This window comes from Streptomyces sp. NPDC044003 (assembly GCF_056435185.1).
In genome coordinates, this window is sequence record NZ_JBWKFA010000011.1 from 90,343 (window position 1) to 114,157 (window position 23,815).

The 23,815-nt window shown below is 72.8% G+C and carries 22 protein-coding genes and 1 pseudogene; 11 read left to right on the top strand and 12 right to left on the bottom strand.

The window, feature by feature from the left end; translation table 11 throughout:
* Positions 1–151 precede the first annotated feature (151 nt).
* Positions 152–574, bottom strand: coding sequence for a PaaI family thioesterase (locus AC07AW_RS33520; protein ID WP_478819238.1), 423 nt, complete (start codon positions 572–574; stop codon positions 152–154).
* A gap of 4 nt (positions 575–578) precedes the next feature.
* Positions 579–1,142, bottom strand: coding sequence for a sigma-70 family RNA polymerase sigma factor (locus AC07AW_RS33525; RefSeq protein WP_478819239.1), 564 nt, complete (start codon positions 1,140–1,142; stop codon positions 579–581).
* A 260-nt stretch (positions 1,143–1,402) separates the two neighbouring features.
* On the opposite strand from AC07AW_RS33525, the gene AC07AW_RS33530 reads away from it, so the two are divergent.
* Positions 1,403–2,635 (top strand): CapA family protein, encoded by a 1,233-nt coding sequence (locus tag AC07AW_RS33530; RefSeq protein WP_478819240.1) that lies wholly within the window; start codon positions 1,403–1,405, stop codon positions 2,633–2,635.
* A gap of 181 nt (positions 2,636–2,816) precedes the next feature.
* On the opposite strand, the pseudogene AC07AW_RS33535 reads toward AC07AW_RS33530, so the two are convergent.
* A pseudogene (locus AC07AW_RS33535) lies at positions 2,817–3,316 on the bottom strand (universal stress protein).
* 105 nt (positions 3,317–3,421) lie between these two features.
* On the opposite strand from AC07AW_RS33535, the gene AC07AW_RS33540 reads away from it, so the two are divergent.
* On the top strand, positions 3,422–4,279 hold the full coding sequence (locus AC07AW_RS33540; RefSeq protein ID WP_478819241.1) for a polysaccharide deacetylase family protein: 858 nt from the start codon (positions 3,422–3,424) through the stop codon (positions 4,277–4,279).
* Between the two features lie 70 nt (positions 4,280–4,349).
* Here AC07AW_RS33540 and AC07AW_RS33545 read toward each other — a convergent pair whose 3' ends face one another.
* Entirely contained in the window at positions 4,350–5,009 is a 660-nt protein-coding gene (locus tag AC07AW_RS33545; protein WP_478819242.1) for a class F sortase, read from the bottom strand.
* 403 nt (positions 5,010–5,412) lie between these two features.
* Here AC07AW_RS33545 and AC07AW_RS33550 point away from each other — a divergent pair, with 403 nt between their 5' ends.
* A complete protein-coding gene (locus tag AC07AW_RS33550) occupies positions 5,413–5,940 on the top strand; it encodes a hypothetical protein (protein WP_478819243.1) in 528 nt (175 codons plus the stop codon).
* A 117-nt stretch (positions 5,941–6,057) separates the two neighbouring features.
* On the opposite strand, the gene AC07AW_RS33555 is transcribed toward AC07AW_RS33550, so the two are convergent.
* The 3 genes from AC07AW_RS33555 to AC07AW_RS33565 form a co-directional block, all read right to left on the bottom strand.
* A complete protein-coding gene (locus AC07AW_RS33555; RefSeq protein ID WP_478819244.1) occupies positions 6,058–6,612 on the bottom strand; it encodes a hypothetical protein in 555 nt (184 codons plus the stop codon).
* A 163-nt stretch (positions 6,613–6,775) separates the two neighbouring features.
* On the bottom strand, positions 6,776–7,540 hold the full coding sequence (locus tag AC07AW_RS33560) for a bestrophin-like domain (protein WP_478819245.1): 765 nt from the start codon (positions 7,538–7,540) through the stop codon (positions 6,776–6,778).
* Between the two features lie 50 nt (positions 7,541–7,590).
* A complete protein-coding gene (locus AC07AW_RS33565; RefSeq protein ID WP_478819246.1) occupies positions 7,591–8,361 on the bottom strand; it encodes a hypothetical protein in 771 nt (256 codons plus the stop codon).
* A 544-nt stretch (positions 8,362–8,905) separates the two neighbouring features.
* On the opposite strand from AC07AW_RS33565, the gene AC07AW_RS33570 reads away from it, so the two are divergent.
* Entirely contained in the window at positions 8,906–9,718 is an 813-nt protein-coding gene (locus tag AC07AW_RS33570) for an SAM-dependent methyltransferase (RefSeq protein ID WP_478819247.1), read from the top strand.
* Positions 9,715–11,880 carry a putative bifunctional diguanylate cyclase/phosphodiesterase gene (locus AC07AW_RS33575; protein ID WP_478819248.1) on the top strand — a complete coding sequence of 722 codons (2,166 nt, stop codon included), beginning with the start codon at positions 9,715–9,717 and terminating at the stop codon, positions 11,878–11,880. Before AC07AW_RS33570 ends, AC07AW_RS33575 begins: the two co-directional genes overlap by 4 nt.
* Positions 11,881–11,898: 18 nt before the next feature.
* On the opposite strand, the gene AC07AW_RS33580 is transcribed toward AC07AW_RS33575, so the two are convergent.
* Positions 11,899–13,068 (bottom strand): serine/threonine-protein kinase, encoded by a 1,170-nt coding sequence (locus tag AC07AW_RS33580; RefSeq protein WP_478819249.1) that lies wholly within the window; start codon positions 13,066–13,068, stop codon positions 11,899–11,901.
* Positions 13,069–13,099: 31 nt separating this feature from the next.
* Positions 13,100–13,543 (bottom strand): hypothetical protein, encoded by a 444-nt coding sequence (locus AC07AW_RS33585; RefSeq protein ID WP_478819250.1) that lies wholly within the window; start codon positions 13,541–13,543, stop codon positions 13,100–13,102.
* 109 nt (positions 13,544–13,652) lie between these two features.
* Between AC07AW_RS33585 and AC07AW_RS33590 the strand changes: the two genes are divergently transcribed.
* Positions 13,653–14,207 carry a DNA-binding protein gene (locus AC07AW_RS33590; protein WP_478819251.1) on the top strand — a complete coding sequence of 185 codons (555 nt, stop codon included), beginning with the start codon at positions 13,653–13,655 and terminating at the stop codon, positions 14,205–14,207.
* A 12-nt stretch (positions 14,208–14,219) separates the two neighbouring features.
* Here the strand turns inward: AC07AW_RS33590 and AC07AW_RS33595 are convergent, their stop codons facing one another.
* Entirely contained in the window at positions 14,220–15,107 is an 888-nt protein-coding gene (locus AC07AW_RS33595; protein WP_478819252.1) for a LysR family transcriptional regulator, read from the bottom strand.
* A gap of 96 nt (positions 15,108–15,203) precedes the next feature.
* Between AC07AW_RS33595 and AC07AW_RS33600 the strand changes: the two genes are divergently transcribed.
* The 5 genes from AC07AW_RS33600 (at position 15,204) to melC2 (ending at position 20,150) form a co-directional block, all read left to right on the top strand.
* Positions 15,204–15,929, top strand: a complete 726-nt coding sequence (locus AC07AW_RS33600) for a succinate dehydrogenase (RefSeq protein WP_478819253.1) — start codon at positions 15,204–15,206, stop codon at positions 15,927–15,929.
* A gap of 1 nt (position 15,930) precedes the next feature.
* Complete coding sequence (locus AC07AW_RS33605) at positions 15,931–17,877, top strand: fumarate reductase/succinate dehydrogenase flavoprotein subunit (protein WP_478819254.1); 1,947 nt, start codon at positions 15,931–15,933, stop codon at positions 17,875–17,877.
* Complete coding sequence (locus AC07AW_RS33610; protein WP_478819255.1) at positions 17,874–18,623, top strand: succinate dehydrogenase/fumarate reductase iron-sulfur subunit; 750 nt, start codon at positions 17,874–17,876, stop codon at positions 18,621–18,623. The genes AC07AW_RS33605 and AC07AW_RS33610 overlap by 4 nt, the downstream gene beginning before the upstream one ends.
* A 292-nt stretch (positions 18,624–18,915) precedes the next feature.
* Positions 18,916–19,299, top strand: coding sequence for an apotyrosinase chaperone MelC1 (gene melC1 / locus AC07AW_RS33615; RefSeq protein WP_478819256.1), 384 nt, complete (start codon positions 18,916–18,918; stop codon positions 19,297–19,299).
* Between the two features lie 23 nt (positions 19,300–19,322).
* On the top strand, positions 19,323–20,150 hold the full coding sequence (gene melC2, locus AC07AW_RS33620; RefSeq protein ID WP_478819257.1) for a tyrosinase MelC2: 828 nt from the start codon (positions 19,323–19,325) through the stop codon (positions 20,148–20,150).
* Positions 20,151–20,165: 15 nt separating this feature from the next.
* Here the strand turns inward: melC2 and AC07AW_RS33625 are convergent, their stop codons facing one another.
* Both AC07AW_RS33625 and AC07AW_RS33630 read right to left on the bottom strand, forming a co-directional pair.
* Positions 20,166–22,535 (bottom strand): ATP-binding cassette domain-containing protein, encoded by a 2,370-nt coding sequence (locus AC07AW_RS33625; protein ID WP_478819258.1) that lies wholly within the window; start codon positions 22,533–22,535, stop codon positions 20,166–20,168.
* Positions 22,536–22,689: 154 nt separating this feature from the next.
* Positions 22,690–23,709, bottom strand: a complete 1,020-nt coding sequence (locus AC07AW_RS33630; protein ID WP_478819259.1) for an MsnO8 family LLM class oxidoreductase — start codon at positions 23,707–23,709, stop codon at positions 22,690–22,692.
* Between the last annotated feature and the right edge of the window lie 106 nt (positions 23,710–23,815).

The following is a 23,815-nucleotide window of genomic DNA, read 5'->3' on the forward strand; positions in this document are numbered from 1 at the left end:
TCCTCCGTGAAGGGCCCCCGCGGGTCCCGCTTTGCTCAACTCGCCCGTGTGGTTTCGGATACGTTTCCCGGCCGGATCGGTACGGGTGAGGTTCCTGGTGTCAGGCGGGTCGAAGGGGACGCGAGGGGCGGCGGGGGAGAGGCCGGGAGGCCTATCCCAGGAGCGCGTAGACGGCGGTCGCGTGGGCCGCGGTCTCCTCCGAGCCCTCGGCCGTCATCGTGATGTCGGCGAAGGCCATCCGCTTCCCCGCCTTGGTGAGCCGGGCCCGTACGAGGACGTCGGCGCCGATCACCGCGCGCTGGAAGCTGATGGACTGCTGGACGGTGGTCATCGGCACGAAGCCGCCCCGGGCCGAGGCGACCGCGATCACCGTCGCGGTGTCGGCGGCGGCCATCAGGGCCTGGCCGGAGAGGCCGCCGCCCTCCCGGGCGAGCCGGTCGGACCAGGGGAGTCGGAGTACGGCCTCGTGCCCGTCGACCGTGTCGACGGACTCGACGGTCAGTCCCAGATCGAGCACCCAGGGGGCGAAGTTGTCGGCGAGGACCTGTTCGGCGGCGGTGAGTGTCAGCGTCACGGCGTCATTGTGGGGCCCCGGCACGGACCCGGGCAACGCCCGCGCGGCGCGGCCGGTAGCCGGGCAGGGAGCGGCCCAGCTGCCGCAGCGCGTAGTGCGAGCGGGACTTGACGGTCCCGGCGGGGATGCCGAGCTCGACGGCGGCCTCGTTGACGGTGAGGCCGTGGAAGTAGAGCCGGACGAGCACCGCGCGGTGCTCGGGGCTCAGCTCCCGGACGGCCGCCCGTACGTCGAGAGCGGCCTCGGCGGAGGCGGTGGCGTCGTCCGGGTCGGGCGTCACCGCGAGGACGCCGTCGCCGATCTCGGCGGGCCGGGCGAGGCGTGAGCGGCGGGCGTCGATCGCGAGGCGGCGGGCCACGGTGAAGAGCCAGGGGCGCATCGAGGTGTAGGGGCCGTCGAAGGCCTCGGGGTGGAGCCAGGCCCGTACCAGGGTCTCCTGGGCGAGGTCCTCGGCCCGCTGCCGGTCCCCGTAGGTCAGGGAGAGCAGGAAGGCGAGCAGGGCAGGACCGTGGTCCCGCTGCAGTTCCTCCAGGGTCCGTTCGTCGGTCGTCGTCGTCGCCGTCGTCATGCTGCCCGCCTCTCCCGCGGCTCGTCGTCCGGGGCGTATACGAACGCATTCGGACGGTGAGGGACAGGGAGCGGACACCGGTCTGCGACGAACGGTCGCACCGAGCGGCGAATGGCACGGCGAACGGTCGCGCGGAGTCGATGCGTCCGTTTCAGCGGGGTTCGTCATCCTGTGCGGCCTTGACCCTTGACTGCGGCTTTCTCAGGAGCTCAATTCATCAGAACAGATGTTCATCACATGATTCGGGCGGAGTGCCGTACATGACCTCACGCACCAGACCCGCGGGGGTGGCGGCGCTCGCCGCGCTCCTGCTCGCGGCGGCGACCGGCTGCACCGGCGGGACCGGCCCGGCCGCCGGCACCCCCACCCCGGGGGACACGACCGGGGGCACGACCGGGGCCACGACCGGGTCCGGACGCCCTTCCGCCCCGTCCGCCGCCCCCGGCGGGGCTTCGGCGCCCGCCGGCTTCACCCTCGTCGCCTCCGGCGACGTCCTCCCGCACGACTCGATCATCAGGCGGGCCGCCGAGGACGCCGACGAGGCCGGCTACGACTTCGGCCCCATGTTCTCCGGCGCCAAGCCCCTCGTCTCCCGCGCCGACCTGGCCATCTGCCACATGGAGACCGTGTACGGACAGGAGGGCGGGCCCTACACCGGCTACCCCGCCTTCAAGTCGCCTCCCGAGATCGCCGCCGCGCTCAAGGCCACCGGCTACGACTCCTGCTCCACTGCCTCCAACCACACCCTCGACGACGGGGCGGCGGGCCTCGGCCGCACCCTCGACGCGCTCGACAAGGCCGGCGTGCGGCACGCCGGCTCCGCCCGTACGGCCGAGGAGGCGGCACGGCCCACCCTGCTCAAGGCCGGCGGCGCCACGGTCGCCCAGCTCGCCTACACCTACGACACCAACGGCTATCCGCTGCCCGAAGGCCGGCCCTGGGCCGTCAACCTGCTCGACGAGAACAAGGTCATCGCCGACGCGCGCGCCGCCCGCGCGGCCGGCGCCGACGTCGTCGTGGTCAGCGTCCACTGGGGCAGCGAGTGGCAGACCGAGCCCGACGAGCGGCAGCTCTCCCTCGGCCGCGCGCTGACCGCCTCGCAGAGCGGCGGCCGCCCGGACATCGATCTGGTGATCGGCACCCACGCTCATGTGCCGCAGGCCTACGAGAAGGTCAACGGGACCTGGATCATCTACGGCATGGGCGACCAGATCGCCGGCGACATGATCAACCACGAGGGCGCCTACGACGCGCGCGGCAACATGAGCAGCATCGGCCGCTTCACCTTCGCCCCGCCCAGGACCCCCGGCGGGCGCTGGGAGGTCACCAAGGCGGAGTTCCTCCCGCAGTGGTTCGACACCGCGCACGGCCGGGTGGTGAACCTCGGCGCGGCCGAGGGCGGGGACGCGCGCGAGACCGAGATCCGCGACACGATCCGACAGGTCGTCCTCGGCCGCGGCGCCGCCAGGGACGGCCTGGTGATGGGGAACTAGGGGGTGTCTGACCATTCGTGTCGGATCAGGCCGGGTCGTCCGGTGCGTGCGATCGGCGTGCGGCCGGGGCGTCCTCGTAGCGGAGCTACTTGGGCGTTTCGGCCGTGCGGCGAGCGTGCGTGCCGGGCGGGCCGGGCCCGACGGGAATGGTCAGACACCCCCTAGAGGTACGCCGGGCCGGTCACGGCACGACGGTGACCGGCCAGCGGCCCGCCTTCACCAGGCGGACGGCGACCGAGCCGATGAAGCGGTGGCCCGCCGACTCCGAGGCGCCCACCACCACGGCGTCCGCCGTCAGCTCCTCCGCCGCCTGCACCAGGCCCGCGTAGGCGTCGCCCCGGAAGGTGTGGAACTCCCACCGCATCCGCCACAGGTCCTTGACCCTCCCCCAGACTTCGTCCGGGGGACCCCCATCTCGCTTCGCTCCGCGGACGCCCGGATCTCCGCGACGAGGTCCTCGGCGATCTCCTCGGTCGTCCCGGTCACGGGTGCGCCCAGCGCCGCGCCCGCCGGGATCACCGGCTGCACGTACACCAGCGCGAGCAGGGCGTTCTGGCGCCGGGCGAGCCCGGCCGCGTACGCCGCGGCGCGCAGGGAGGAGGTGGAGCCGTCCACCCCCGCCATGATCACTTTCGGGCCGTCGGTGCCGCGCTCGAACCGGCCGGGCTGCTCTTCGCTCACCCTTCGAGGCTATCGGCTCATCGGGTGTTTTCGGACAGGGGGCCGGTGTCGCTGAGCCATGCGGGCCCTCGCCCGTAGGGACCATTGGTCATGAAAAAGGATCAGATGCCCAGCACGCGCCGGGCGGTGCTGCGCCTCGCCGCCGCCCTCGGGGCCACCGCCACGGTCGGAGTATTCGCGGCGGACCGGTTCGCCGCGCCCGACGCGGCCACCGGCGCCGCCACCCCTCGGGGCACGTCCGGCGCGGGCCGCCCGGGCCCGGCCGCGGGCCCGCAGGCGCACGCCGCCCGGCTGAGCCCGTCCGCGTACCGGCTCCAGCCCATGACCTCGTACGCGCCCCCGGCCTTCCGGCGCGCGATGCCGCCCGTGCGGCGGCGGCCCTTCCTCAGCATGTCCGGCGTCGGCCGCTCGATGGTGCTCACCTTCGACGACGGCCCCGACCCCCGGTACACCCCCGGCATCCTGGAGACCCTGCGCCGCTACGACTGCCGGGCGATGTTCTTCGTCTGCGGCGAGATGGCCGTGGAGAACCAGGACCTCCTGCGGGAGATGGACGCGGACGGCCACATCGTCGGCAACCACACCTGGTCCCACCCCCTCGTCCCCAAGCTGAAGCCCTCCCGGATCCGCGACGAGCTCGGCTCCACCAGCGAGATCGTCGAGCGGGTCCTCGGTACGCCCCCGCTCTGGTACCGGGCGCCCTACGGCGCCTGGAACCGGCTCTCCTTCGAGATCGGCGCCGAGCTCGGCATGGAGCCGCTCGCCTGGACCGTCGACACCCTGGACTGGAAGGAACCCGGCACCGACTCCATCGTCCGCCGCGTCCGCGACGGCGCCGCACCCGGCGTCGTCGTCCTCTCCCACGACGCCGGCGGCAACCGCTCCCAGAGCGTGGCCGCGCTCCGCCGCTATCTGCCCGAGCTCCTCGACGCCGGCTACCACATCACCGTCCCCCGGCGCTGACCACCCGGGTACGGCGGAAGGGCCCCGGCACCTCAGGTGCCGGGGCCCTCCGTTACGCCCTGGGGGCCGGCTAGCGCGAGCCGACCATGCGCGCGTAGACCACGACGTTCCCGTCGTACCCCCGCGCGCGCGTGTACCCGCCGCCGCAGGTGATCACCCGCAGCTCCGGCTCGCCGTTGTCGGCGTACACCTGCACGCCGGGGAAGTTGTCCTTGGCGTACACCTCGACGCCGTAGATCTCGAAGACCGCGACCCGGCCGTCGTACCGCTCGACCTCGATGTGCTGGCCCTTCTGGAGCGAGCCCAGGCCGTAGAAGACCGCCGGGCCCTTCGTGTTGTCCACGTGGCCGACGATGACGGAGGTGCCGCGCTGGCCGGGCGCGATGCCGTTCTGGTACCAGCCGGCGAGGTTGGGGTCCTCCGGGGGCGGGGCCGCGACCCAGCCGTCCGCGTCCAGGCCGACGTCCATGACGGGGGCCGCCACCTGGATCGCCGGGATCTTGACCCGGGACGCCGGGGCGTAGGGCAGCGGTTCGAGACCGGTGCTCGCGGCGGGCGGCGGGGCGACCGGGCGCGCCACCGGCCGGGCCGCCGCGGCGGGTTGCGGCGGCCCGTGGGCGATGTCCACGCCGTTGCGCATCATCGCGAGTCCGGACAGCATGGCGAGGGCCAGGACGCCCCAGGGTTGGCGTCTCCTGCGCTCGAAGACGCGGAAGTCCTTCGGGGGCATGGTTCTCCCTTCTCGGCGTCGTCAGAACGGTAAGTGCGGCCGCGTGGGCCGTCGCGCCGGACGGTGCGAACGGGTGGGGGCCGCCGCCGGACGGGTGCCGGGGACCCGGCGCGGGGACGTACGGCGGCACGCCTCGGCGGACCCCGGCGGAAGTGGCCCGCGGGGGCAGGTGGGTGACAGCCCGGCTGACCCATCCGAGTAATCGTCAGATAAGCACCCCAGAAGGCTGTGACCTGCGCTTCCGTCGCCTCAGAGGGGCTTGCCGTCGGCGTGTCGCCTCACCGGGGTGGCCCAGTGCCGACATGCACGGCTCGCACCGGCTTGTGATGGTTCGTCATGGAAGGCGTACTCGTCGAAACTTCCGGAGCACCGCTTTGGGGCGTCTTCCACTGGAGGTTCAACCATGCGTGCTGCACGCACTCTGGCGGTGACGGCGACCGCGCTCGCGGCGCTCGGACTCGCGGCCCCCCTCGCCACCGCCACCAACGGGCCCAGCAGCGTGACCGTCAGCCCTTTCCAGGCCGAGCGGGGCGGAGACAACTCCAACGGCGTCACCGTGTCCCCCTTCGCGGTCCACCAGGGCGCGCTCCTCACGATCACCGTCCGGGGCTGCGCCGGTGGCACGGTCACGTCCAACGCCTTCGCGACGGCCACGCTCCCCGCCGCCGTGAACGGGGTGTCCACCGTCACCGTCCGCATCTTCAACAACGCCACGCCCGGCCAGTACAACCTGGCCGTCCAGTGCAACGGCCGGACGCTCACCCAGTCGTTCCGGGTCCTGGCCGGCCAGGGCGCGCAGGGTGGCCTCGGCGGCTCGATGGCCCCCAGCTCCACCGAGATGGCGGTCGGCGGTTCGCTGGTCGCCGCGGCCGCGCTCGGCGGCGGTCTCTTCATCGTCCGCCGCCGCCGTGTGACCGGCGCAGGAGTCTGACCGGCCGAACCTCCCGGTCGGCCCGCTGTGCCCGTCGTCCCCGAGTCCCGGCAGGGACCCGGGGACGACGGGCGTCCGGGGACGCCGCCGCGCACCGCTGCGGGCCATGACGCCCGCTCAGTGACGACGGCCGGCGCCGGAGCGGCGGCGGAGCACGTAGACGGCGCCCGAGGCCGCGGCGAGCGCCAGCGCCCCGCCGGCGGCGATTTCGGCGGTGGTGGGGGCCATCGAGCCGCCGAGACCGCCCTGCGCCCCGCGCGGGGGAGTGAGGATCGTGGCGCTGATGGTCGGGGTGGCGGTGGGGGAGCCGCTGATCGTGAGGGCGACGGTGTCCTGCTCGCCGCCCGTGCAGTTGAAGAGCACCGTGTACACGGCGCCGCGCTTGGCGTCCGCGTCCACGGTGGCGGAGGCCGTCGCACCCGGTGCGATGGTGACGGTGTCGAAGATGCCGGCCGAGGCCGTCGCCGTACTGGCGCAGCCGGGGGCGCTCAGCGTCAGCCGGCCGCCCGGGGCGACGACCGAGGGCGACACGACGAAATCGCCCGGTGCCTTGGCCCTGGGTGCCCGCGGGGGGTTGGCGGGAGCACCGTCCGCCGCGAGGGCGGCGGGGGCGGCCAGGGCGATGGCGGCCGCCCCCAGCAGGGCAGTGGATGCGGCACGTATCGCGCGCATGGTGAATCCTCCGGGTCCCGAGGGGCAGCCGCGGAAGGGGGTTCCCGCGAAGGACCACGCACCTCGTTGCCGGAAACGCTAGGAGCGCACTACCACAGCCGCGATCCCAGACGTGCGAATGGGGCACCGATGTCCCCCGGGCGGCCCACTCGCACGGGTCGGCTCACCGTGTGATCTGCGGGAACAGATCGGTGAACGGCGCGGCGGTCGCCGAGATGCCCCGGCCGAACGGCGCGTCGAAGTCCCAGATGAGGAACAGCAGGAAGGCGATCAGCACGCTGAACAGCCCGGCGAGCAGCAGCTCCCGGCCGGTCCTGCGGATCTGCAGCGTGAAGATGAGGCCGACCGTCACCAGGGCACCGATGATCAGGCCGAACCAGACCACCCCCGGCATCGTCTCCCCGGCGCTCTGCCCGCGTGCGCCGCGGGCGTCGTCGGCCAGGGCCACCTGGTCCACCAGGGGCTGGTACGCCTGCCCCTCGAAGTCGTTGGCCGGCCGGTAGTCGGTGACGCTGCGCCGCACCTTCTCCAGGAGTGCGGTGCCCTCGTCGCTGAGCTCGCCCTTCTCGGCCATGTACGTCCACTCGTCGTGCACCACGTACGAGACGTACGCGTCGACGTCGGCGCGGATCCCGGCGCGGACGTCCTGCGGGTACACCTCGGCGCGCGCCGAGATCTCGTGCATCGCCTGGGCCTCCTGCCGGACGGTCTCCTGGGCGGCCCCCCGGGCCTCCCAGACGCCGGCGATGGCCAGACCGAGGACGATCGCGTAGATCACGCCGATCATCATCGTCATGTACTCGATGACGTCCGGGGTCTCGCTGGGATCGTCGTCCTCGGTGATCCGGCGGTTGTTGATGACGACGATGGTGAGCACGACGGCGCAGGCGGCGGCCATCGCGAGGGAGAGAACAAGCCATTCGGACATGGATTCCTCCGGCGGGATTCAGAGGGTCGGTGGATGAGGGGGACGGCGCGTCACTTGGAGCGCGGGCGCAGGATCGCCGTCGCGAGCACGGCGGGGGCGGTGATCATCAGCGTCGCCGTGACGACGGAGGTGCCCCCCTGCTTCTTGGTGTGCGTCGCCGGGCGGTAGCTGGGCAGCGCCACGGGGGTCGACGGTCGGGGCCGCACAGTGGGAGTCGGGGACGGCGCAGGCGGCGCGGCCGCCGGCTCCGGGGGCCTCGTGGTCGGAGGCGCGGGGGACGGCGGCTCCGGGCGGGGCGCGGGCCGGGTGGCCGGCGGCTTCGGCGCGGGCCGGGGCGGAACCGGCTCGGGCGCGGGCGGTGGGGGCGGCTGCGGCTTCGGGGTCGGCTTGGGGGACGGGGTCGGCTCGGGGGGCTCGGGCGTCGGCGTCGGGGAGGGCGTCGGCGTGGGCGTGGGCGACGGGCACGGCGGGGGCGGCTCGGGGTCGCAGGGGTTCGGGTGGTGGTGATGCCCGTGGCCCTTGCCCTTGCCGTTGCCGTGGTGCTCGTGGCCCTTGCCCTTGCCGTGGCCCTTCCCGCCACCGTTGCCGTTCCCGCCACCGTTGCCGTTCCCGTGGCCGTCGCCGTTCCCGTCGTCGCCGTTCCCGTCGTGGTCGCCGTCGAGGTGGCCGTCGCCGGCGACCGCGACCGCGATCTGTGAACCGCCCGAGTCGGTCGAGGCATAGGCGCAGGCGTCGGCGGTGGCGGGCACGGGTGCGGAGAGCAGCCACACGAGCCCGAGGGCCGCCAGCGGCCGCGCGAAGAGTGATCCGTACAGAGACACGCCGTCGAGCTTGATCACAGCGGCGGCGCGCCGGGGTGGAATCGGGCGGGATTCGCCAGATGGAGGGGATCTCCGGATGTGTGGGCTTGACGTTTCGCCGGGTGTCGGTGACGGATTCGGCACAATGCCCGGTATTGCCGGGCAGGATGAATCCGGACGGGTGGCCGACAGGGGTCCGTTCAGGCCGCCCGGCCAAGAAGTGTCCGGTTGTCGCCCTGTCGGACGGGACGGCCAACAGGGCATCCTGCACCGGCGAACGGCCCCCGAGGGCGGCAACAGCCGAGCTACGGACGGGGTCTGGCCCTCCACCGGGCGAGACCGGCACCGTCCCGGGAACCGACGCACGATCATATGCACGTGAATTTGCACGGCCTGAAGGCGTGAACTCTGCGTTCCAAGAGCACGTGCCAATGGCGTGTGACCAAGAACGGACCGCGAATTTCCGTTTCTACTCGCTCTCCCGGCGGGCGATCAGTAGCCTCACCTCGAACACCGGCCGCGAACACCTGGCCGCATCCCCCATGGCGACTTGTTGGAGACATTGATGGAGCGTCCCGCCTGGGCCCCGCCCGGTATCGACATTTCGGTACCGAGCGTGTCCCGTATGTACGACTTCTATCTGGGCGGCTCGCACAATTTCGAAGTGGACCGGGAAGCGGCGCGCAAGGCCATGGAGTTCATGCCGGGCCTGCCCAAGATCATGCAGGCGAACCGTGCCTTCATGCGGCGCGCCGTCCGCCACGCCGTTGACAACGACGTCACCCAGTTCCTCGACATCGGCTCCGGCATACCCACCTTCGGCAATGTGCACGAGGTCGCCCGGGCCGCCGACCCCGCCGCCCGGGTCGTCTACGTCGACCACGACCCCGTCGCCGTGGCCCACAGCCGCGCCGTCCTGGAGGGCGACGACACCGCGGCCGTCGTCTCCGCCGACCTGCGCAAGCCGGCCGACATCCTGCACAGCCCCGAGGTGAGCCGACTCCTCGACCTGGACCGGCCGGTGGCCCTGCTCCTCGTCGCCGTGCTGCACTTCCTGGAGGACCAGGACCGCCCGTACGAGGCCGTCGCCGAGCTGATCGACGCCCTCGCCCCCGGCAGCCTCGTCGTCGTCACCCACGCCTCGTACGAGGGCATCCCGCTCTCCGAGGAACAGGCCGGCGGCACCGTCGGGGTCTACCGCAACATCCGCAACCCCCTGGTGATGCGGACGAGCGGCGAGATCACCCGCTTCTTCGAGGGCACCGAACTGGTCGAGCCCGGACTCGTCCCGATGCCGCTGTGGCGGCCGGACAGTCCGGCCGAGGAGGAGGATCCGTACGCCTTCTCCGGGTTCGCAGGGGTGGGGCGCAAGGCGTGAAGGTCCCGTCGCAGCCGTCCGGCGCCGTCGCCGAAGCCGACGGCCCGGAGGACAGACTCAGGCGGTTCGTCACCATCTGGAGCCGCGCGATCTTCCCGGTGACCGCCACCTCGCTGACCCGCACCGAGTTCGAGGGGCATCTGCTGCCGCTGGCCCGCACGCTGTGCGACGCCCTGCACGCCCGGCCCTTCGACACGGCACCGGCCCAGCGCACCGGCGCGGCCCTGGTCGCCGCCCACTGCACCGACCCGGACGCGCTCGGCCGCAGCCTCGGCGTCGTCGACTCGTACCTGGTCCTGTACTGCGGTACGGAGTCGGACCTCCCCACGGAGGAACTGCGCGCCCGCTGCGCCCGGCTCCAGCACGCCATGGCCGCCGGCTACGCGGGGGCCCTGCGCGAGCGGACCCTCACCGAGCAGGAGGCCATCGCCCGCTCCGCGCTCGCCGCCCGGAGCGCCGCCGAGATAGCCCTGCACGCCACCGAGAGCCGCTTCCGCGCCGTCTTCGACGGGGCGGCGATCGGCATCGGCATCGCCGACCTCGAAGGCAACGTCCTGGAGGTCAACGAGACCCTCACCCGCATGTTCGGCGGGATGGAGGGGCCGTTGCGCAGCCGGAACGTCAGCGAGTGGGTCCACCCGGAGGACGGGCCGCACGTCTGGAAGCTGTACGAGGAGCTGGTCCGCGGCGAGCGCGAGCACTACCGCGTCGAGAAGCCGTACTACCGGGGTGACGGAACGGTTCTGTGGACCAACCTCACCGTCTCGCTCCTCCGGGACGCCGAAGGCCGCCCGCAGTACCAGCTGGCCCTCATGGAGGACACCACCGAACGGCGCCTGCTCCATCTGCGCCTGCGGTACGAGGCCACCCACGACGCGCTCACCGGACTCCCCAACCGGACCCTGTTCTTCGAACGTCTGGAGAAGGCCCTCGCCCCCGGCGAGAACGCCCGCTTCGGCCTCTGCTACCTCGACCTCGACGGCTTCAAGGTCATCAACGACAGCCTCGGCCACTCCACCGGCGACCGGCTGCTGGTCGAGGTCGCCGACCGGCTGCAGAGCTGCGTCACCGGGGCCGGCGAGATGGTGGCCCGGCTCGGCGGCGACGAGTTCGTCGCCCTCACCACCGGCGCCGGCGGCCAGCGGGACGTCACCGAACTCGCCGACCGCATCCTCGCCGCCCTCGCCACCCCCCTCCGCATCGACGGCCGCGAACTCACCGTGCGCGGCAGCCTCGGCGTGGTCGAGGGCCCGGCGGGCGAGCGGACCGCGGCCGAGGTGCTCCGCAGCGCCGACATCACCATGTACCGGGCCAAGTCGGCGGGCGGCAACCGCTTCGAGGTCGCCGATCCCGAGGCGGACGCCCGCGCCATCACCCGGCACGGGCTCACCACGGCCCTGCCGACCGCCCTGGAGCGCGGCGAGTTCTTCATCGAGTACCAGCCGCTCGTCCACCTCGACGACGGCAGCGTGCACGGCGCGGAGGCGCTCGTCCGGTGGTGCCACCCGCAGCACGGGGTGCTCGGCCCGGACCGCTTCATCCCGCTCGCCGAGGACACCGGCCTCATCGTGCCGCTCGGCCGCTGGGTGCTCCAGGAGGCCGTGCGCCAGGCCCGCTTCTGGCAGACCCGGCACTCCGACGGCGGCCCGCTGCGGATCAACGTCAACCTCTCGCCGACGCAGCTCCACCACCCGCGCCTGGTCGCCGACACGGTCGACGTCCTGGAGCGCTCCGGCCTCGAACCGGGCGCACTGTGCCTGGAGGTGACCGAGTCGGCCCTGATCGGCGCCGACGAGGACCTCCTGAAGCCGCTGCGGCAGCTCGCCGAGATGGGTGTGGACATCGCGCTCGACGACTTCGGCACGGGCTACTCGAACCTGGCGAACCTGCGGCGGCTGCCGGTGAGCGTCCTGAAGCTCGACCGGTCCTTCACCCGGGGGATGCAGCAGCACCCGGTGGACCCGGTCGACCTCAAGATCGTCGAGGGGATCGTCTCGCTGGCGCACAGCCTCGAACTGGCGGTCACGGTCGAGGGGGTGGAGACCGGCGCCCAGGCCCGCCAGCTCCGCGACCTGGGCTGCGACACGGCCCAGGGCTGGTACTACGCCCGCCCGGGCGCCCCGGACCGCATCCACTCCCTGCTCCTGGCGGACGCGGTGTGAGCTCCGCCCGGAGGGAGTTCAGTCCTCCTCGGAGAGCTGCGGGGTCCACTCGTACCGCGCGGTGCCGGGGACGTGGTCGCAGACCAGGAGGTACCCCTCGGGGCTGAAGGCGACCGCGAGCGCCTCGTCCGCCGTGCAGGGGGCGAAGACGCCGGGTCCTGAGGGGTCCGGCGGCCCCGCCTCGGCATGGGCCGGAACGGTGCGGACCGGGGTCGGGGAGGAGGTCGGAGCTCCCCCGGCCCCGGCGTCCGACCTGAGGGCGGAGAGCGCGGCCATCGCGGCGGCGGTGAGCACGACGGCGCTGAGGACGGCCGCCCCGAGGAGCAGCCGGCCCCGGCGGGGCGCCGGCGGGGGAGCGGTCGTGGTCCCGGGGCGCTCCGGATGCTCCGGGGTCGTGCCCGTCGGCCCGTCCGGCGCGAACTGGTCCGGTACGAGGAAGGGTTCGCCCTCCCACAGGAGCGGCCATCGCTCGGGTCCCAGGGCCGCCCGGCAGCGGGCCAGTTCGTCCCGGGTCTCGTGAGCCGTGGGCCGGTCTCCGGGAGCCTCGGCGGTCATGGCGGCCACGAGTGCGGCGGGCGCCCCGAGTTGCCGCAGGACGAGTCCCGCCGCGTAGACGTCCTGCGCCGGACCGCTGCCCGCGCCGGCCCGCGCCTCGGGGGCCAGGTAGTCCGGGGTGCCCGCGACGAACGCCGGTGAGGTGAGCCGCAGATGGGGCAGCACCCGGGCCACGCCGAAGTCGCTCAGGTACAGATGCGGGCGGCCCGTCCCGCTCGCCGCGAGCAGCAGGTTGGACGGCTTCACGTCACGGTGCACGAGGTCCGCCGCGTGGACGGCGGCCAAGGCGTCCATCAGCTGATGGGCGATCAGCAGGCCGACCTGCGGCGGTAGTTCGCCGTAGTCGGCGAGGAGTCCGGCGAGGGTGCCGCCACGGACGAGCGGCAGCACCAGCCAGGCTTCGCCTTCCCGGACGAACCAGTCGACGGGGGCCAGGACGTGCGGATGGCCGAGGCGCACCGACTGCTCGCAGACGAGCCGCAGCAATGACTCCAGGTCCGCGCTCCCGGACACCTTCACGGCCGCTTCGGCACCGCCGTGCGTGTCGACGGCCCGCCAGACCGTGCCCTGCGCCCCGCGCGCCACCGGCGCCACGAGCCGGTACCGTCCGGCGAGCATCCCCCCTGCTTCCATGCGCCGCAGGGTACCCCTGCGGCGCGGCGGGTCAGAGCGTGGCCAGCGTCAGCACCACGGTGTCGCTGCTGGTGGCGACCGAGACGGACGTCTTGTCCGAGGTGGCGGTGAAGACGCCGGCGATGTCCACCACCGTGTACTGCGCGCCTTCGAGGGCCTTGCGGTACTCGCCGATGACGGCCTGCGGGTCCTGGGCGGTGAAGGTCAGGACGTAGGCGCCCTTGCTGCCGGTCACGGAGGTCAGCTCCCCGGAGGGCAGCGGCAGGCCGGCGGGCAGGTCGTCGGGCTTCTTCACGCCGCCGGTGGTGGGCGCGTCGGCGGTGGGGGAGGCCGCGCCGCCGTCGGCCGGAGCCTGCGTGGTGGCGGTGGCGGTGGTGCCGCCCTTGGCGTCGGCGCCGTCGGACCCGCAGGCGGTCAGCCCGAGGACGGAGAGAGCGGCGACGGCGATGAGCGAAGTGGTGCGCTTCCAGGCCATGGTGACGTCCCATCAGTGAGGGTGGGTGAGGTCGTGCCTTCCGACCGGGAGATTGACATATGAAAACTCCCTTTGACAAGTGTCAATTCGGAGGCCTAGCGTCCTTCTCATGGACGCGACCGCCATCGCCCGCAATCAGGAACTCCAGCGCCAGTGGTACGGGGCTCCGCTCGGCGAGCTGTGCCGGGACCTCTGCGAGCGCTTCGGAACGACCCAGTCCGGGCTCGCCGAGATCCTGGGGATCTCGCCCGCCATGCTCAGCCTCGTCATGCGGGGCCAGCGTGCCCGGATCGCCAACCCCGACGCGGCGGCCCGCCTCTCCGCCGTCCTCCACCTCGCCCAGGAAGTCCGCGCCGGCTCCGTGCCGGCCGGGGAGGCCCCCGGGGTCCTCGCGGAGATCCGCGCCAGCAGGACCCCCGGCCAGGACTCGATGGGCGCCGCCGTGCTCCCGCACCACGAGGCCGAGGCCCCCTCGGCCGACCCCGACCTGCGCTTCGCCCTGCGCCTGCGCGACCTGCTCACCAGCCGCGCGAGCGCCGTCGACATCCTCGCCGCGGCCGTGCTCCTCGACGAGGACCACCCCGGCCTCGCCGAGGTCCTCCGCGTCTGCGGTGCGGGCCGCACGGACGAGGCCGTCGCCCTGGTCCGCGTCCCCGGCCGGTGACGCCGGGGCGCGTCACACGCCCCGGCGGGAGGCCATGAGCAGCCTTTGCAGCTCCCGCGCCGCTCTCGGCGGTGCCACGTCGCTGCGGTGCGCCAGCGCGATGGTCCGCCGCAGGCCCGGCCGGGCCAGGGCCGTCACCCTCAGGTCCCGGCCCGCGCGCGCCGCGACCATCGCCGGGACGACCGCGAGCCCGAGCCCCGCCCGTACGAAGCCGAGCACCGCGTCCAGCTCCCCGCCCTCGACGGTGAACGTCGGCTCGAAGCCCTCCGCCCGGCAGGCCGCCACGGTCAGTTCCCGCAGGTCGTAGCCGTGCCGGAACATGACAAGGGGCTGATCCCGCAGGTCCTTGATCCGCACCGGCCGGCGCGGGGCCGGCTCCGAGGCCGCGGAGACCACCACCAGGTCCTCCCGGAGCAGCTCGACGGTCGTGAGGGAGGGTGAGGGGGAGGGGAGGGGGAGGACGACCAGGGCCAGGTCGAGTGCCCCGCGCGCCAGCTCCCGTACGAGATCGTGCGAGCCGCCCTCCTCGATCAGGAGCTCGATCCCCGGGTGCAGGCCGTGGAAGGCCCGCAGGACGTCCGGCAGGAGCCCCGTGCACAGGCTCGGCGTCGCGCCGAGCCGCACCCGGCCCCGCTTCAGCTGGGCGAGCTCCTGCACCTCCAGGCGGGCCGTCTCCGTGTCGGCGAGGATCCGCCGCGCGAGCGGCAGCAGGGCCTCGCCCGCGTCGGTGAGGGCGATGTTCCCCCGGGCGCGGCTGAACAGCTCCGCGCCCAACTCCTGCTCCAGGGCCTTGATCTGCTGCGACAGCGAGGGCTGCGAGACGTGCACGCGCTCGGCGGCCCGGGTGAAGTGCCGGGTCTCGGCCACGGCGACGAAGTAGAGGAGCTGCTGGAACTGCATGCCCCCAGCGTAGAGGACATACATAGGTGAAGCCTATCGAGATCAGCCGGACCATGTCTTGGACCTCTCGGGTCCTTCGGCCCTAGCGTCGAGCACATGGCTCTGGCACCCACGAGGGAGCGGACGGCCGCCCGCCCGCCGTCCCCCACACCCTCCCGCGGATTCTGGTCGTCGACCCTCGGCAAGAAGACGGTCATGGCCGTCAGTGGGCTCATCATGCTCGGCTATCTCGTCGCCCACGTCGCCGGCAACCTCAAGGTCTTCTTCGGCCCTGAGGAGTTCAACGCCTACGGCCACTGGCTGCGCGTCATGGGCGCCCCCGTCCTGCACCACCACTGGGCCCTGTGGCTCGTCCGGATCGTGCTCCTCGCCGCCGTCGTCGCCCACGCCGTCTCCGCGTACCAGCTCAGCCGGCGCGACCTGAAGGCCCGCCCCACCGCGTACGTCCACCGCCGCAGGCGCTCCTCGTACGCCACCCGCACCATGCGCTGGGGCGGGGTCATCCTCGCCCTCTTCATCGTCTGGCACCTCCTCGACCTGACCACCGGCACCGTCCACCCCGGCGGTTTCGAGGAGGGCAAGCCCTACCAGAACGTCGTCGACACCTTCTCCACCTGGTACGGCAACGTCGTCTACATCGTCGCCATGCTCGCCCTCGGCCTCCACGTCCGGCACGGCTTCTGGAGCGCCGCCCAGACCCTGGGCGTCGGCAACGCCCGCCGCGAGCGCCTCCTCAAGGTCCTCGCCAACACTCTCGCGCTCGTCCTGACCGCGGGCTTCGTCTCCGTCCCCGTCGCCGTCATGACCGGAGTGGTGAGCTGACATGAGTTTTCTCGACTACACCGCCGGCGAGCCGATCGCCGACACCAAGGCGCCCACCGGGCCCATCGCCGAACGCTGGGACACCCGCCGCTTCGAGGCCAAGCTGGTCAACCCCGCCAACCGGCGCAAGCACCGGATCATCGTCGTCGGCACCGGCCTCGCCGGCGGCTCCGCCGGCACGACCCTCGCCGAACAGGGCTACCACGTCGTCCAGTTCTGCTTCCAGGACTCCCCACGCCGCGCCCACTCCATCGCCGCCCAGGGCGGCATCAACGCCGCCAAGAACTACCGCAACGACGGCGACTCGATCCACCGCCTCTTCTACGACACCGTCAAGGGCGGCGACTTCCGGGCCCGCGAGTCCAACGTCCACCGCCTCGCCCAGATCTCCGTCGAGATCATCGACCAGTGCGTCGCCCAGGGCGTCCCCTTCGCCCGCGAGTACGGCGGTCTGCTCGACACCCGTTCCTTCGGCGGCGTCCAGGTCTCCCGCACCTTCTACGCCCGCGGCCAGACCGGCCAGCAGCTCCTCCTCGGCGCGTACCAGGCGCTGTCCCGGCAGATCGCCGCCGGCAACGTCGAGATGCACGCCCGTACGGAGATGCTCGACCTGATCGTCGTCGACGGGCGGGCCCGCGGCATCGTCGCCCGCGACCTGATCACGGGCGAGATCACCACCCACTACGCGGACGCCGTCGTCCTCGCCAGCGGCGGCTACGGCAACGTCTTCTACCTGTCGACGAACGCCATGAACTCCAACGCCACCGCCGTCTGGCGGGCCCACCGGCGCGGCGCGTACTTCGCCAACCCCTGCTTCACCCAGATCCACCCCACCTGCATCCCGCGCACCGGCGACCACCAGTCGAAGCTGACCCTGATGAGCGAGTCGCTGCGCAACGACGGCCGCATCTGGGTCCCGAAGGCGAAGGGCGACACACGGCCCGCCGCCGAGATCCCCGAGGACGAGCGCGACTACTACCTGGAGCGGATCTACCCCTCCTTCGGCAACCTCGTCCCCCGAGACATCGCCTCCCGCGCCGCGAAGAACGTCTGCGACGAGGGGCGCGGCGTCGGCCCCGGCGGCCAGGGCGTGTACCTGGACTTCGCCGACGCCATCCGGCGCATGGGCCGCAAGGCCGTCGAGGCGAAGTACGGCAACCTCTTCGACATGTACGCGCGGATCACCGCGGAGGACCCGTACGAGGTCCCCATGCGGATCTACCCCGCCGTCCACTACACGATGGGCGGACTGTGGGTCGACTACGACCTCCAGACCACCGTCCCGGGCCTCTTCGCCATCGGCGAGGCCAACTTCTCCGACCACGGGGCCAACCGGCTGGGCGCCTCCGCCCTCATGCAGGGCCTCGCCGACGGCTACTTCGTCCTGCCCGCCACCATCAACGACTACCTGGCCCGCCATCCGCACGGCGAACCCGTCACCGACGAGCACCCGGCGGTCCGTGAGGTCCTCGCCGAGACCGAGGACCGCCTCCACCTCCTCCTCTCCGTCGACGGCGACCGCACCCCCGACCCCTTCCACCGCGAACTCGGCGAACTCATGTGGGAGTACTGCGGCATGGCCCGCACCCAGGAGGGCCTGACCAAGGCCCTGCGCCGCATCCCCGAGATCCGCGAGGAGTTCTGGAGCCGCATCAGGGTCCCGGGCACCGGTGAGGAGTTCAACCAGTCTCTGGAGAAGGCCAACCGGATCGTCGACTACCTGGAGCTCGCCGAGCTCATGTGCCTCGACGCCCTCCATCGCGCCGAGTCCTGCGGCGGCCACTTCCGCGAGGAGTCCCAGACCCCGGACGGCGAGGCCGCCCGCCGCGACGAGGAGTTCGCCTACGCCGCCGCCTGGGAGTTCGCCCCCGAGGGCGCCGCCCCGGTCCTCCACAAGGAGGACCTCACCTTCGAGTACGTCCACCCCACCCAGCGGAGCTACGCATGAGGCTCAACCTGCGCGTCTGGCGCCAGAAGAACGCCGGCACCGAGGGTGCCATGGCCACCTACGAGGTGGACGGGGTCTCTCCCGACATGTCCTTCCTGGAGATGCTCGACACCCTCAACGAGGACCTCATCGTGCGCGGCGAGGACCCCGTGGCCTTCGACCACGACTGCCGCGAGGGCATCTGCGGCGCGTGCAGCCTCGTCATCAACGGCGACGCGCACGGGCCGGAGCGCACCACGACCTGCCAGCTGCACATGCGCTCCTTCCACGACGGCGACACCATCGACGTCGAACCCTGGCGCGCGTCCGCCTTCCCCGTCGTCAAGGACCTGGTCGTCGACCGCTCCGCCTTCGACCGCGTCATCCAGGCCGGCGGCTACATCACCGCGCCCACGGGCTCCGCCCCCGAGGCCCACGCCACCCCCGTGCCCAAGGCCGACGCGGACTCGGCCTTCGAGCACGCCGAGTGCATCGGCTGCGGCGCCTGCGTGGCGGCCTGCCCCAACGGCTCGGCGATGCTCTTCACCTCCGCCAAGATCAACCACCTGAACGTCCTGCCCCAGGGCTCCCCGGAACGCGAGACCCGGGTCCTCGACATGGTGGCCCAGATGGACGCCGAGGGCTTCGGCGGCTGCACCCTGACGGGCGAATGCGCCACGGCCTGCCCGAAGGGCATCCCGCTCCCGTCGATCGCCGCCATGAACAGGGAGTGGCTGCGGGCGCAGCGCAAGGCCCCCCGGGGCTGATCGGATCCGGACAGTCTGGCGGCGTGGGCTCCGCCACACCACGCACCCCGGAACCGAAGATCATTCACGGAAAGATCACTTTCTCCGTAGGATCTTCGCTCCGGGGTGCTCCTGTCCGTTGCGACAGCAAGATCAACTCCGTTCAAAACTGTACTTAACGTGGCAAGTTGTCCACTTCGCGGCCAACCGGCCACCGGTGATTTCCGCCGCGCCGACACCCCCGAGTACTGATGAGTACAGCCGGGGGGCACCTGACCGAACCCCCCGGTCGCACCGACCAATTGGGGGTTTCATGTCCAGCATCACCCGCCGCCGGGCCCTCGGCGTCGCGGCCGGCGCAGCAGGCGCCGCCGCGGGCCTCGCCCTGGCCGGCCCGGCCGCCGCCGCGCCCGGGACCGCCGCTCCCGCGGCCGCCCCGGACTCGTTCGACGAGGTCTACCAGGGCCGCCGCATCAAGGGCGGAGCCTCCGGCGCCGGCGGTCACCACGGGGGACACCACGGAGGCGGCTACTCCGTGACGATCGACGGCGAGGAGCTGCACGTCATGCGGAACGCCGACGGCACCTGGATCAGCGTGATCAACCACTACGAGCCCGTCGCCACGCCCAGGGCGGTGGCCCGCGCGGCCGTCCGGGAACTCCAGGGCGCCCCGCTCGTACCCCTCACCCTCACCTGATCCGATCCAGGAGCGGCACCACCATGACCGTACGCAAGAACCAGGCCACCCTCACCGCCGACGAGAAGCGGCGCTTCGTCGACGCCCTCCTGGAGCTCAAGCGCTCCGGGCGGTACGACACCTTCGTCACCACGCACAACGCCTTCATCATGAGCGACACCGACAGCGGCGACCGGGTCGGCCACCGCTCGCCCTCGTTCCTGCCCTGGCACCGGCGCTTCCTCATACAGTTCGAGGAGGCACTGCGGTCCGTCGACCCCACCGTCACCCTCCCGTACTGGGACTGGACGGCCGACCGCACCGCCCGGTCCTCGCTCTGGGCGCCCGACTTCCTCGGCGGCACCGGCCGGGTCCGCGACGGCCAGGTGACGGACGGCCCCTTCGCGCGGACCGGCAACCGCTGGACGGTCAACGTCCGCGTCGACGGACGGGACTACCTCCGGCGCGACCTCGGCGCCGGCGGCCGCCAGCTGCCCACCCGGGCCGAGGTGGACTCCGTCCTCGCCATGGAGACCTACGACACCGCCCCCTGGAACAGCTCCTCGGACGGCTTCCGCAACCATCTGGAGGGCTGGCGCGGGGTGAACCTCCACAACCGCGTCCACGTCTGGGTCGGCGGCCAGATGGCCACCGGAGTCTCCCCGAACGACCCCGTGTTCTGGCTCCACCACGCCTTCGTGGACAAGCTGTGGGCCGACTGGCAGGCCCGCCACCCCCGGTCGACGTACCTGCCGGCCGCCGGAACCCCGAACGTCGTCGACCTCCGCGACACCATGCGCCCGTGGAACGACGTGACCCCGGCGGACATGCTGGACCACACCCGCCACTACACCTTCGACACGGCGGCCTGACCCCGGGGGCGGGGTTCAGCGCCGCTCGCCGAACCCCAGCGCCCGGGCCAGATACGGCGCGGTGCGGCTGTCCGCCGCCCGCGCCACCCGGTCCGGAGGGCCCGCCGCCACCACCCGGCCGCCCTGGTCGCCACCGCCCGGGCCCAGGTCGACGACCCAGTCGGCGGTGGCGACGACGTTCATGTCGTGCTCGACGACGACCACCGAGTGCCCGGCGTCCACGAGACCGTGGAGCTGGCGCAGCAGGACCTCCACATCGGCCGGGTGCAGCCCGGTCGTCGGCTCGTCCAGGACGTAGAGGGTGTGGGCACCGCGCGGCCGCTGGAGCTCCGAGGCGAGCTTGATGCGCTGCGCCTCGCCGCCGGAGAGCTCGGTGGCCGGCTGCCCCAGCCGCAGATAGCCGAGGCCCACGTCGAGGAGGGCGCCCAGGCTCCGGGCCGCCGCGGGGGTGTCGTCGAAGAAGGCGGCGGCGGACTCGACGGTCAGATCGAGGACCTCGGCGATGGTGAGGCCGCGCAGCCGCACCTGCAGCGTCTCGGGGTGGTAGCGCGCGCCGTGGCAGTCGGGGCAGGGCGCGTACGTACTGGGCAGGAAGAGGAGCTCCACCGAGACGAAGCCCTCTCCCTGGCAGGTCTCGCAGCGGCCTCCGGGCACGTTGAAGGAGAAGCGCCCCGCCTTGTACCCGCGCGCCCTGGCTTCCTCGGTCTCGGTGAAAAGCTTCCGCACGACGTCGAAAAGCCCTGTGTACGTGGCGAGGTTGGAGCGCGGGGTACGGCCGATCGGGCGCTGATCGACCGTCACCAGACGTCCGACACCCGGGAGTTCATCGGTCAGAGCGCCGACGAGCGTCGACTTTCCGGAGCCCGACACACCCGTCACGGCCGTGAGGACGCCGACCGGGAAGGCCGCGTCCACCGCCCGCAGGTTGTGCAGGGTGACCGGCCCCGGCCGCAGCCAGTCGGCCGGTTCCCGCACCGACCGCGTGGGCGCGGGGGCCCGGTCGAAGAGGAACCGCCGCGTCGCGGAGGCCTCGACGCCCGCCAGCTCCTCCGGCGGGCCGCTGTGCAGCACCTGCCCGCCGTGCACACCGGCGCGTGGGCCGACGTCCACGAGCCAGTCGGCGTGCCGGACGACGTCGAGATGGTGCTCGACGACGAACACCGAGTTCCCGGCGGCCTTGAGCCGGTCGAGGACCACGAGCAGGGCCTCGGTGTCGGCCGGGTGCAGCCCGGCGGACGGCTCGTCGAGGACGTACACCACACCGAAGAGACCGGAGCGCAGCTGGGTCGCGAGCCGCAGCCGCTGGAGCTCGCCGTTGGAGAGGGTGGGGGTGGCGCGGTCCAGGCTGAGGTAGCCGAGGCCGAGTTCGGTGACCGTGCCGATGCGGGCGACGAGGTCCTCGGTGAGGACACGGGCCGTCTCCGAGGCGTCCGGCGCCGTCGCCGCGACCGTCGAGAGGAGACCCGACAGGGCGGTGAGCGGCAGCGCGGCCAGCTCGGCGACGTTCCGGCCGCCGAAGGTGACCGCGAGCGCCTCGGGCCGCAGCCGGCCGCCGCCGCAGGCCGGGCAGGGCGAACTGGTGAGGAAGCGCTCCGCCTTCCTGCGCAGGGTCGGGCTCTTCGAGTCGGAGAAGGTCCGCAGGACATAGCGGCGCGCACTCATGTACGTGCCCTGGTACGGGCGTTGGATACGGCCGGCCTCCCGCACCGGGTGCACGGTGACGACCGGCTGCTCGTCCGTGAAGAGGATCCACTCCCGGTCCTTCGGGTCGAGCTCCCGCCACGGCCGGTCGACGTCGTACCCGAGAGTGTCGAGGACGTCCCGCAGGTTCTTCCCCTGCCAGGCACCGGGCCAGGCGGCGACGGCACCCTCACGGATCGACAGATCAGGCTCCGGGACCAGGAGTTCCTCGCTGGTGTCGTGAATCAGCCCGAGACCGTGGCACGAAGGGCACGCACCCGCCGCCGTGTTGGGGGAGAAGGCGTCGGAGTCGAGCCGCTCCGCGCCCTCCGGATAGTCTCCGGCCCGCGAGAACAGCATCCGCAGGGAGTTGGACAGCGTGGTCACCGTACCGACGGAGGAGCGGGCGTTCGGCGAGGAACGGCGCTGCTCCAGGGAGACCGCCGGCGGGAGGCCGGTGATCTCGCCGACCGCGGGCGCCCCCACCTGGTGGATCAGCCGTCGCGCGTACGGGGCCACCGACTCGAAGTACCGGCGCTGGGCCTCGGCGTAGATCGTCCCGAAGGCCAGCGACGACTTGCCGGAGCCGGAGACCCCGGTGAACACGACGAGCGCGTCGCGCGGGATGTCGACGTCGACCCCGGAAAGGTTGTGCTCCCGGGCGCCTCGGACGCGGACGTACGGATCGTGGGGGGTGTCATGCATGGGGCGACTTTATCGAATGGTCCGCGTTTGCCCCGGTCGGTCCTCCGTCGTCATGAGGCAGGCGCCGTGAGCCGGCGTTCGCTCCAGTCGGTCCCCGGCCGTCACGAGGCCGGCGCGCCGTGAGGCGGCGTTCGCCCCGGTCGGTCCCCCGCCGTCACGAGGCAGGCGCCGTGAGGCCGACGGCGCGGGCAAGCCGGCGGTACGACTCGCTCAGCGCCGCCCGGTCGTACGTGCTCGTGGTGACGAGCACCTCCTGCGCCCCGGTCTCCTTCACCGCCCGCTCCAGCGCCTCCGCCACCTGCTCCTCCGTGCCGTGCACATGCCCGTCGAGCCCCGCCTCGTAGAGACCGCGCTGCTTCTCCGTCATCGGCAGCCCCTCGACGCGCTCGGGAGCGGTCAGCGGCGGAAAGTCGCCGCGGGTGCGCGAGTACGCGAGCGACCAGGCCTCCGGGATCAGCAGCCGCCGGGCCTCCGCCTCGGTGGCGGCCACCGCGACCGTCCCGGCGACGACCACGTACGGCTCGGCGGCCCACGGGGACGGGCGGAAGTCCGCGCGGTACCTGTCGACGGCCTTCAGCAGCCGGTCCCGGCCGCGCAGGTCACCGATGACCAGCGGAAGCCCGGCCGCCGCGGCGATCCCGGCGCCCTCCCCGGTCGCGAGGCCGAAGGGCGGCACCCGCAGTCCCTCGGCGGGCCGGGCGTGCACCCGGGGATGCGCCGTCTGCTCACCGGTGAACCAGCCGAGGAGCTCGGCGAGCTGCTCCCCGAACCGGTCGGCCTCGTCCTTGTCCCGGCCGAGGGCCCGGCGGATGCCGTCCGTGAAGCCCACCGAGCGGCCGATCCCCATGTCGATCCGGCCGGGGAAGAGGGACTCGAGCACACCGAACTGCTCGGCCACGACCAACGGCCGGTGGTTCGGGAGCATCACCCCTCCCGTACCGACGCGGACTGTGGAGGTCGCGGCGGCGACGGCGGCGGCGAGCACCGTGGGCGCCGAACCGGCGACCCCCGGCACGCCGTGGTGCTCCGACACCCAGAAACGGTGATAACCGAGGGCCTCCACCTCCCGGGCCAGGCGCACGGTGTCGCGCAGTGCCTGAGCGGCGTCCTCGCCCTCCCGGGTGCGGGAGCGGTCGAGGACGGAGAAACGGATGCCGTCGAGGAAGGTGCTCACCCTGGGTTCAACGCTCTGGACCGGGAGGGATTCCCGGGGCGGCCTTCCCGCGTTGCCGGAAAGCACGGGCCGGGTGGCCCGCCTGTGGTACGAACCCAGGGTACGC

Coding starts and splice junctions, on each gene's coding strand:
- AC07AW_RS33605 (WP_478819254.1), top strand. CDS start 15,931: ATGAGTTTTCTCGACTACACCGCCGGCGAGCCGATCGCCGACACCAAG.
- AC07AW_RS33550 (WP_478819243.1), top strand. CDS start 5,413: ATGCGTGCTGCACGCACTCTGGCGGTGACGGCGACCGCGCTCGCGGCG.
- AC07AW_RS33595 (WP_478819252.1), bottom strand. CDS start 15,107: ATGCAGTTCCAGCAGCTCCTCTACTTCGTCGCCGTGGCCGAGACCCGG.
- melC2 (WP_478819257.1), top strand. CDS start 19,323: ATGACCGTACGCAAGAACCAGGCCACCCTCACCGCCGACGAGAAGCGG.
- AC07AW_RS33530 (WP_478819240.1), top strand. CDS start 1,403: ATGACCTCACGCACCAGACCCGCGGGGGTGGCGGCGCTCGCCGCGCTC.
- AC07AW_RS33525 (WP_478819239.1), bottom strand. CDS start 1,142: ATGACGACGGCGACGACGACGACCGACGAACGGACCCTGGAGGAACTG.
- AC07AW_RS33540 (WP_478819241.1), top strand. CDS start 3,422: ATGCCCAGCACGCGCCGGGCGGTGCTGCGCCTCGCCGCCGCCCTCGGG.
- AC07AW_RS33570 (WP_478819247.1), top strand. CDS start 8,906: ATGGAGCGTCCCGCCTGGGCCCCGCCCGGTATCGACATTTCGGTACCG.
- melC1 (WP_478819256.1), top strand. CDS start 18,916: ATGTCCAGCATCACCCGCCGCCGGGCCCTCGGCGTCGCGGCCGGCGCA.
- AC07AW_RS33555 (WP_478819244.1), bottom strand. CDS start 6,612: ATGCGCGCGATACGTGCCGCATCCACTGCCCTGCTGGGGGCGGCCGCC.
- AC07AW_RS33590 (WP_478819251.1), top strand. CDS start 13,653: ATGGACGCGACCGCCATCGCCCGCAATCAGGAACTCCAGCGCCAGTGG.
- AC07AW_RS33545 (WP_478819242.1), bottom strand. CDS start 5,009: ATGCCCCCGAAGGACTTCCGCGTCTTCGAGCGCAGGAGACGCCAACCC.
- AC07AW_RS33560 (WP_478819245.1), bottom strand. CDS start 7,540: ATGTCCGAATGGCTTGTTCTCTCCCTCGCGATGGCCGCCGCCTGCGCC.
- AC07AW_RS33585 (WP_478819250.1), bottom strand. CDS start 13,543: ATGGCCTGGAAGCGCACCACTTCGCTCATCGCCGTCGCCGCTCTCTCC.
- AC07AW_RS33580 (WP_478819249.1), bottom strand. CDS start 13,068: ATGGAAGCAGGGGGGATGCTCGCCGGACGGTACCGGCTCGTGGCGCCG.
- AC07AW_RS33600 (WP_478819253.1), top strand. CDS start 15,204: ATGGCTCTGGCACCCACGAGGGAGCGGACGGCCGCCCGCCCGCCGTCC.
- AC07AW_RS33610 (WP_478819255.1), top strand. CDS start 17,874: ATGAGGCTCAACCTGCGCGTCTGGCGCCAGAAGAACGCCGGCACCGAG.
- AC07AW_RS33625 (WP_478819258.1), bottom strand. CDS start 22,535: ATGCATGACACCCCCCACGATCCGTACGTCCGCGTCCGAGGCGCCCGG.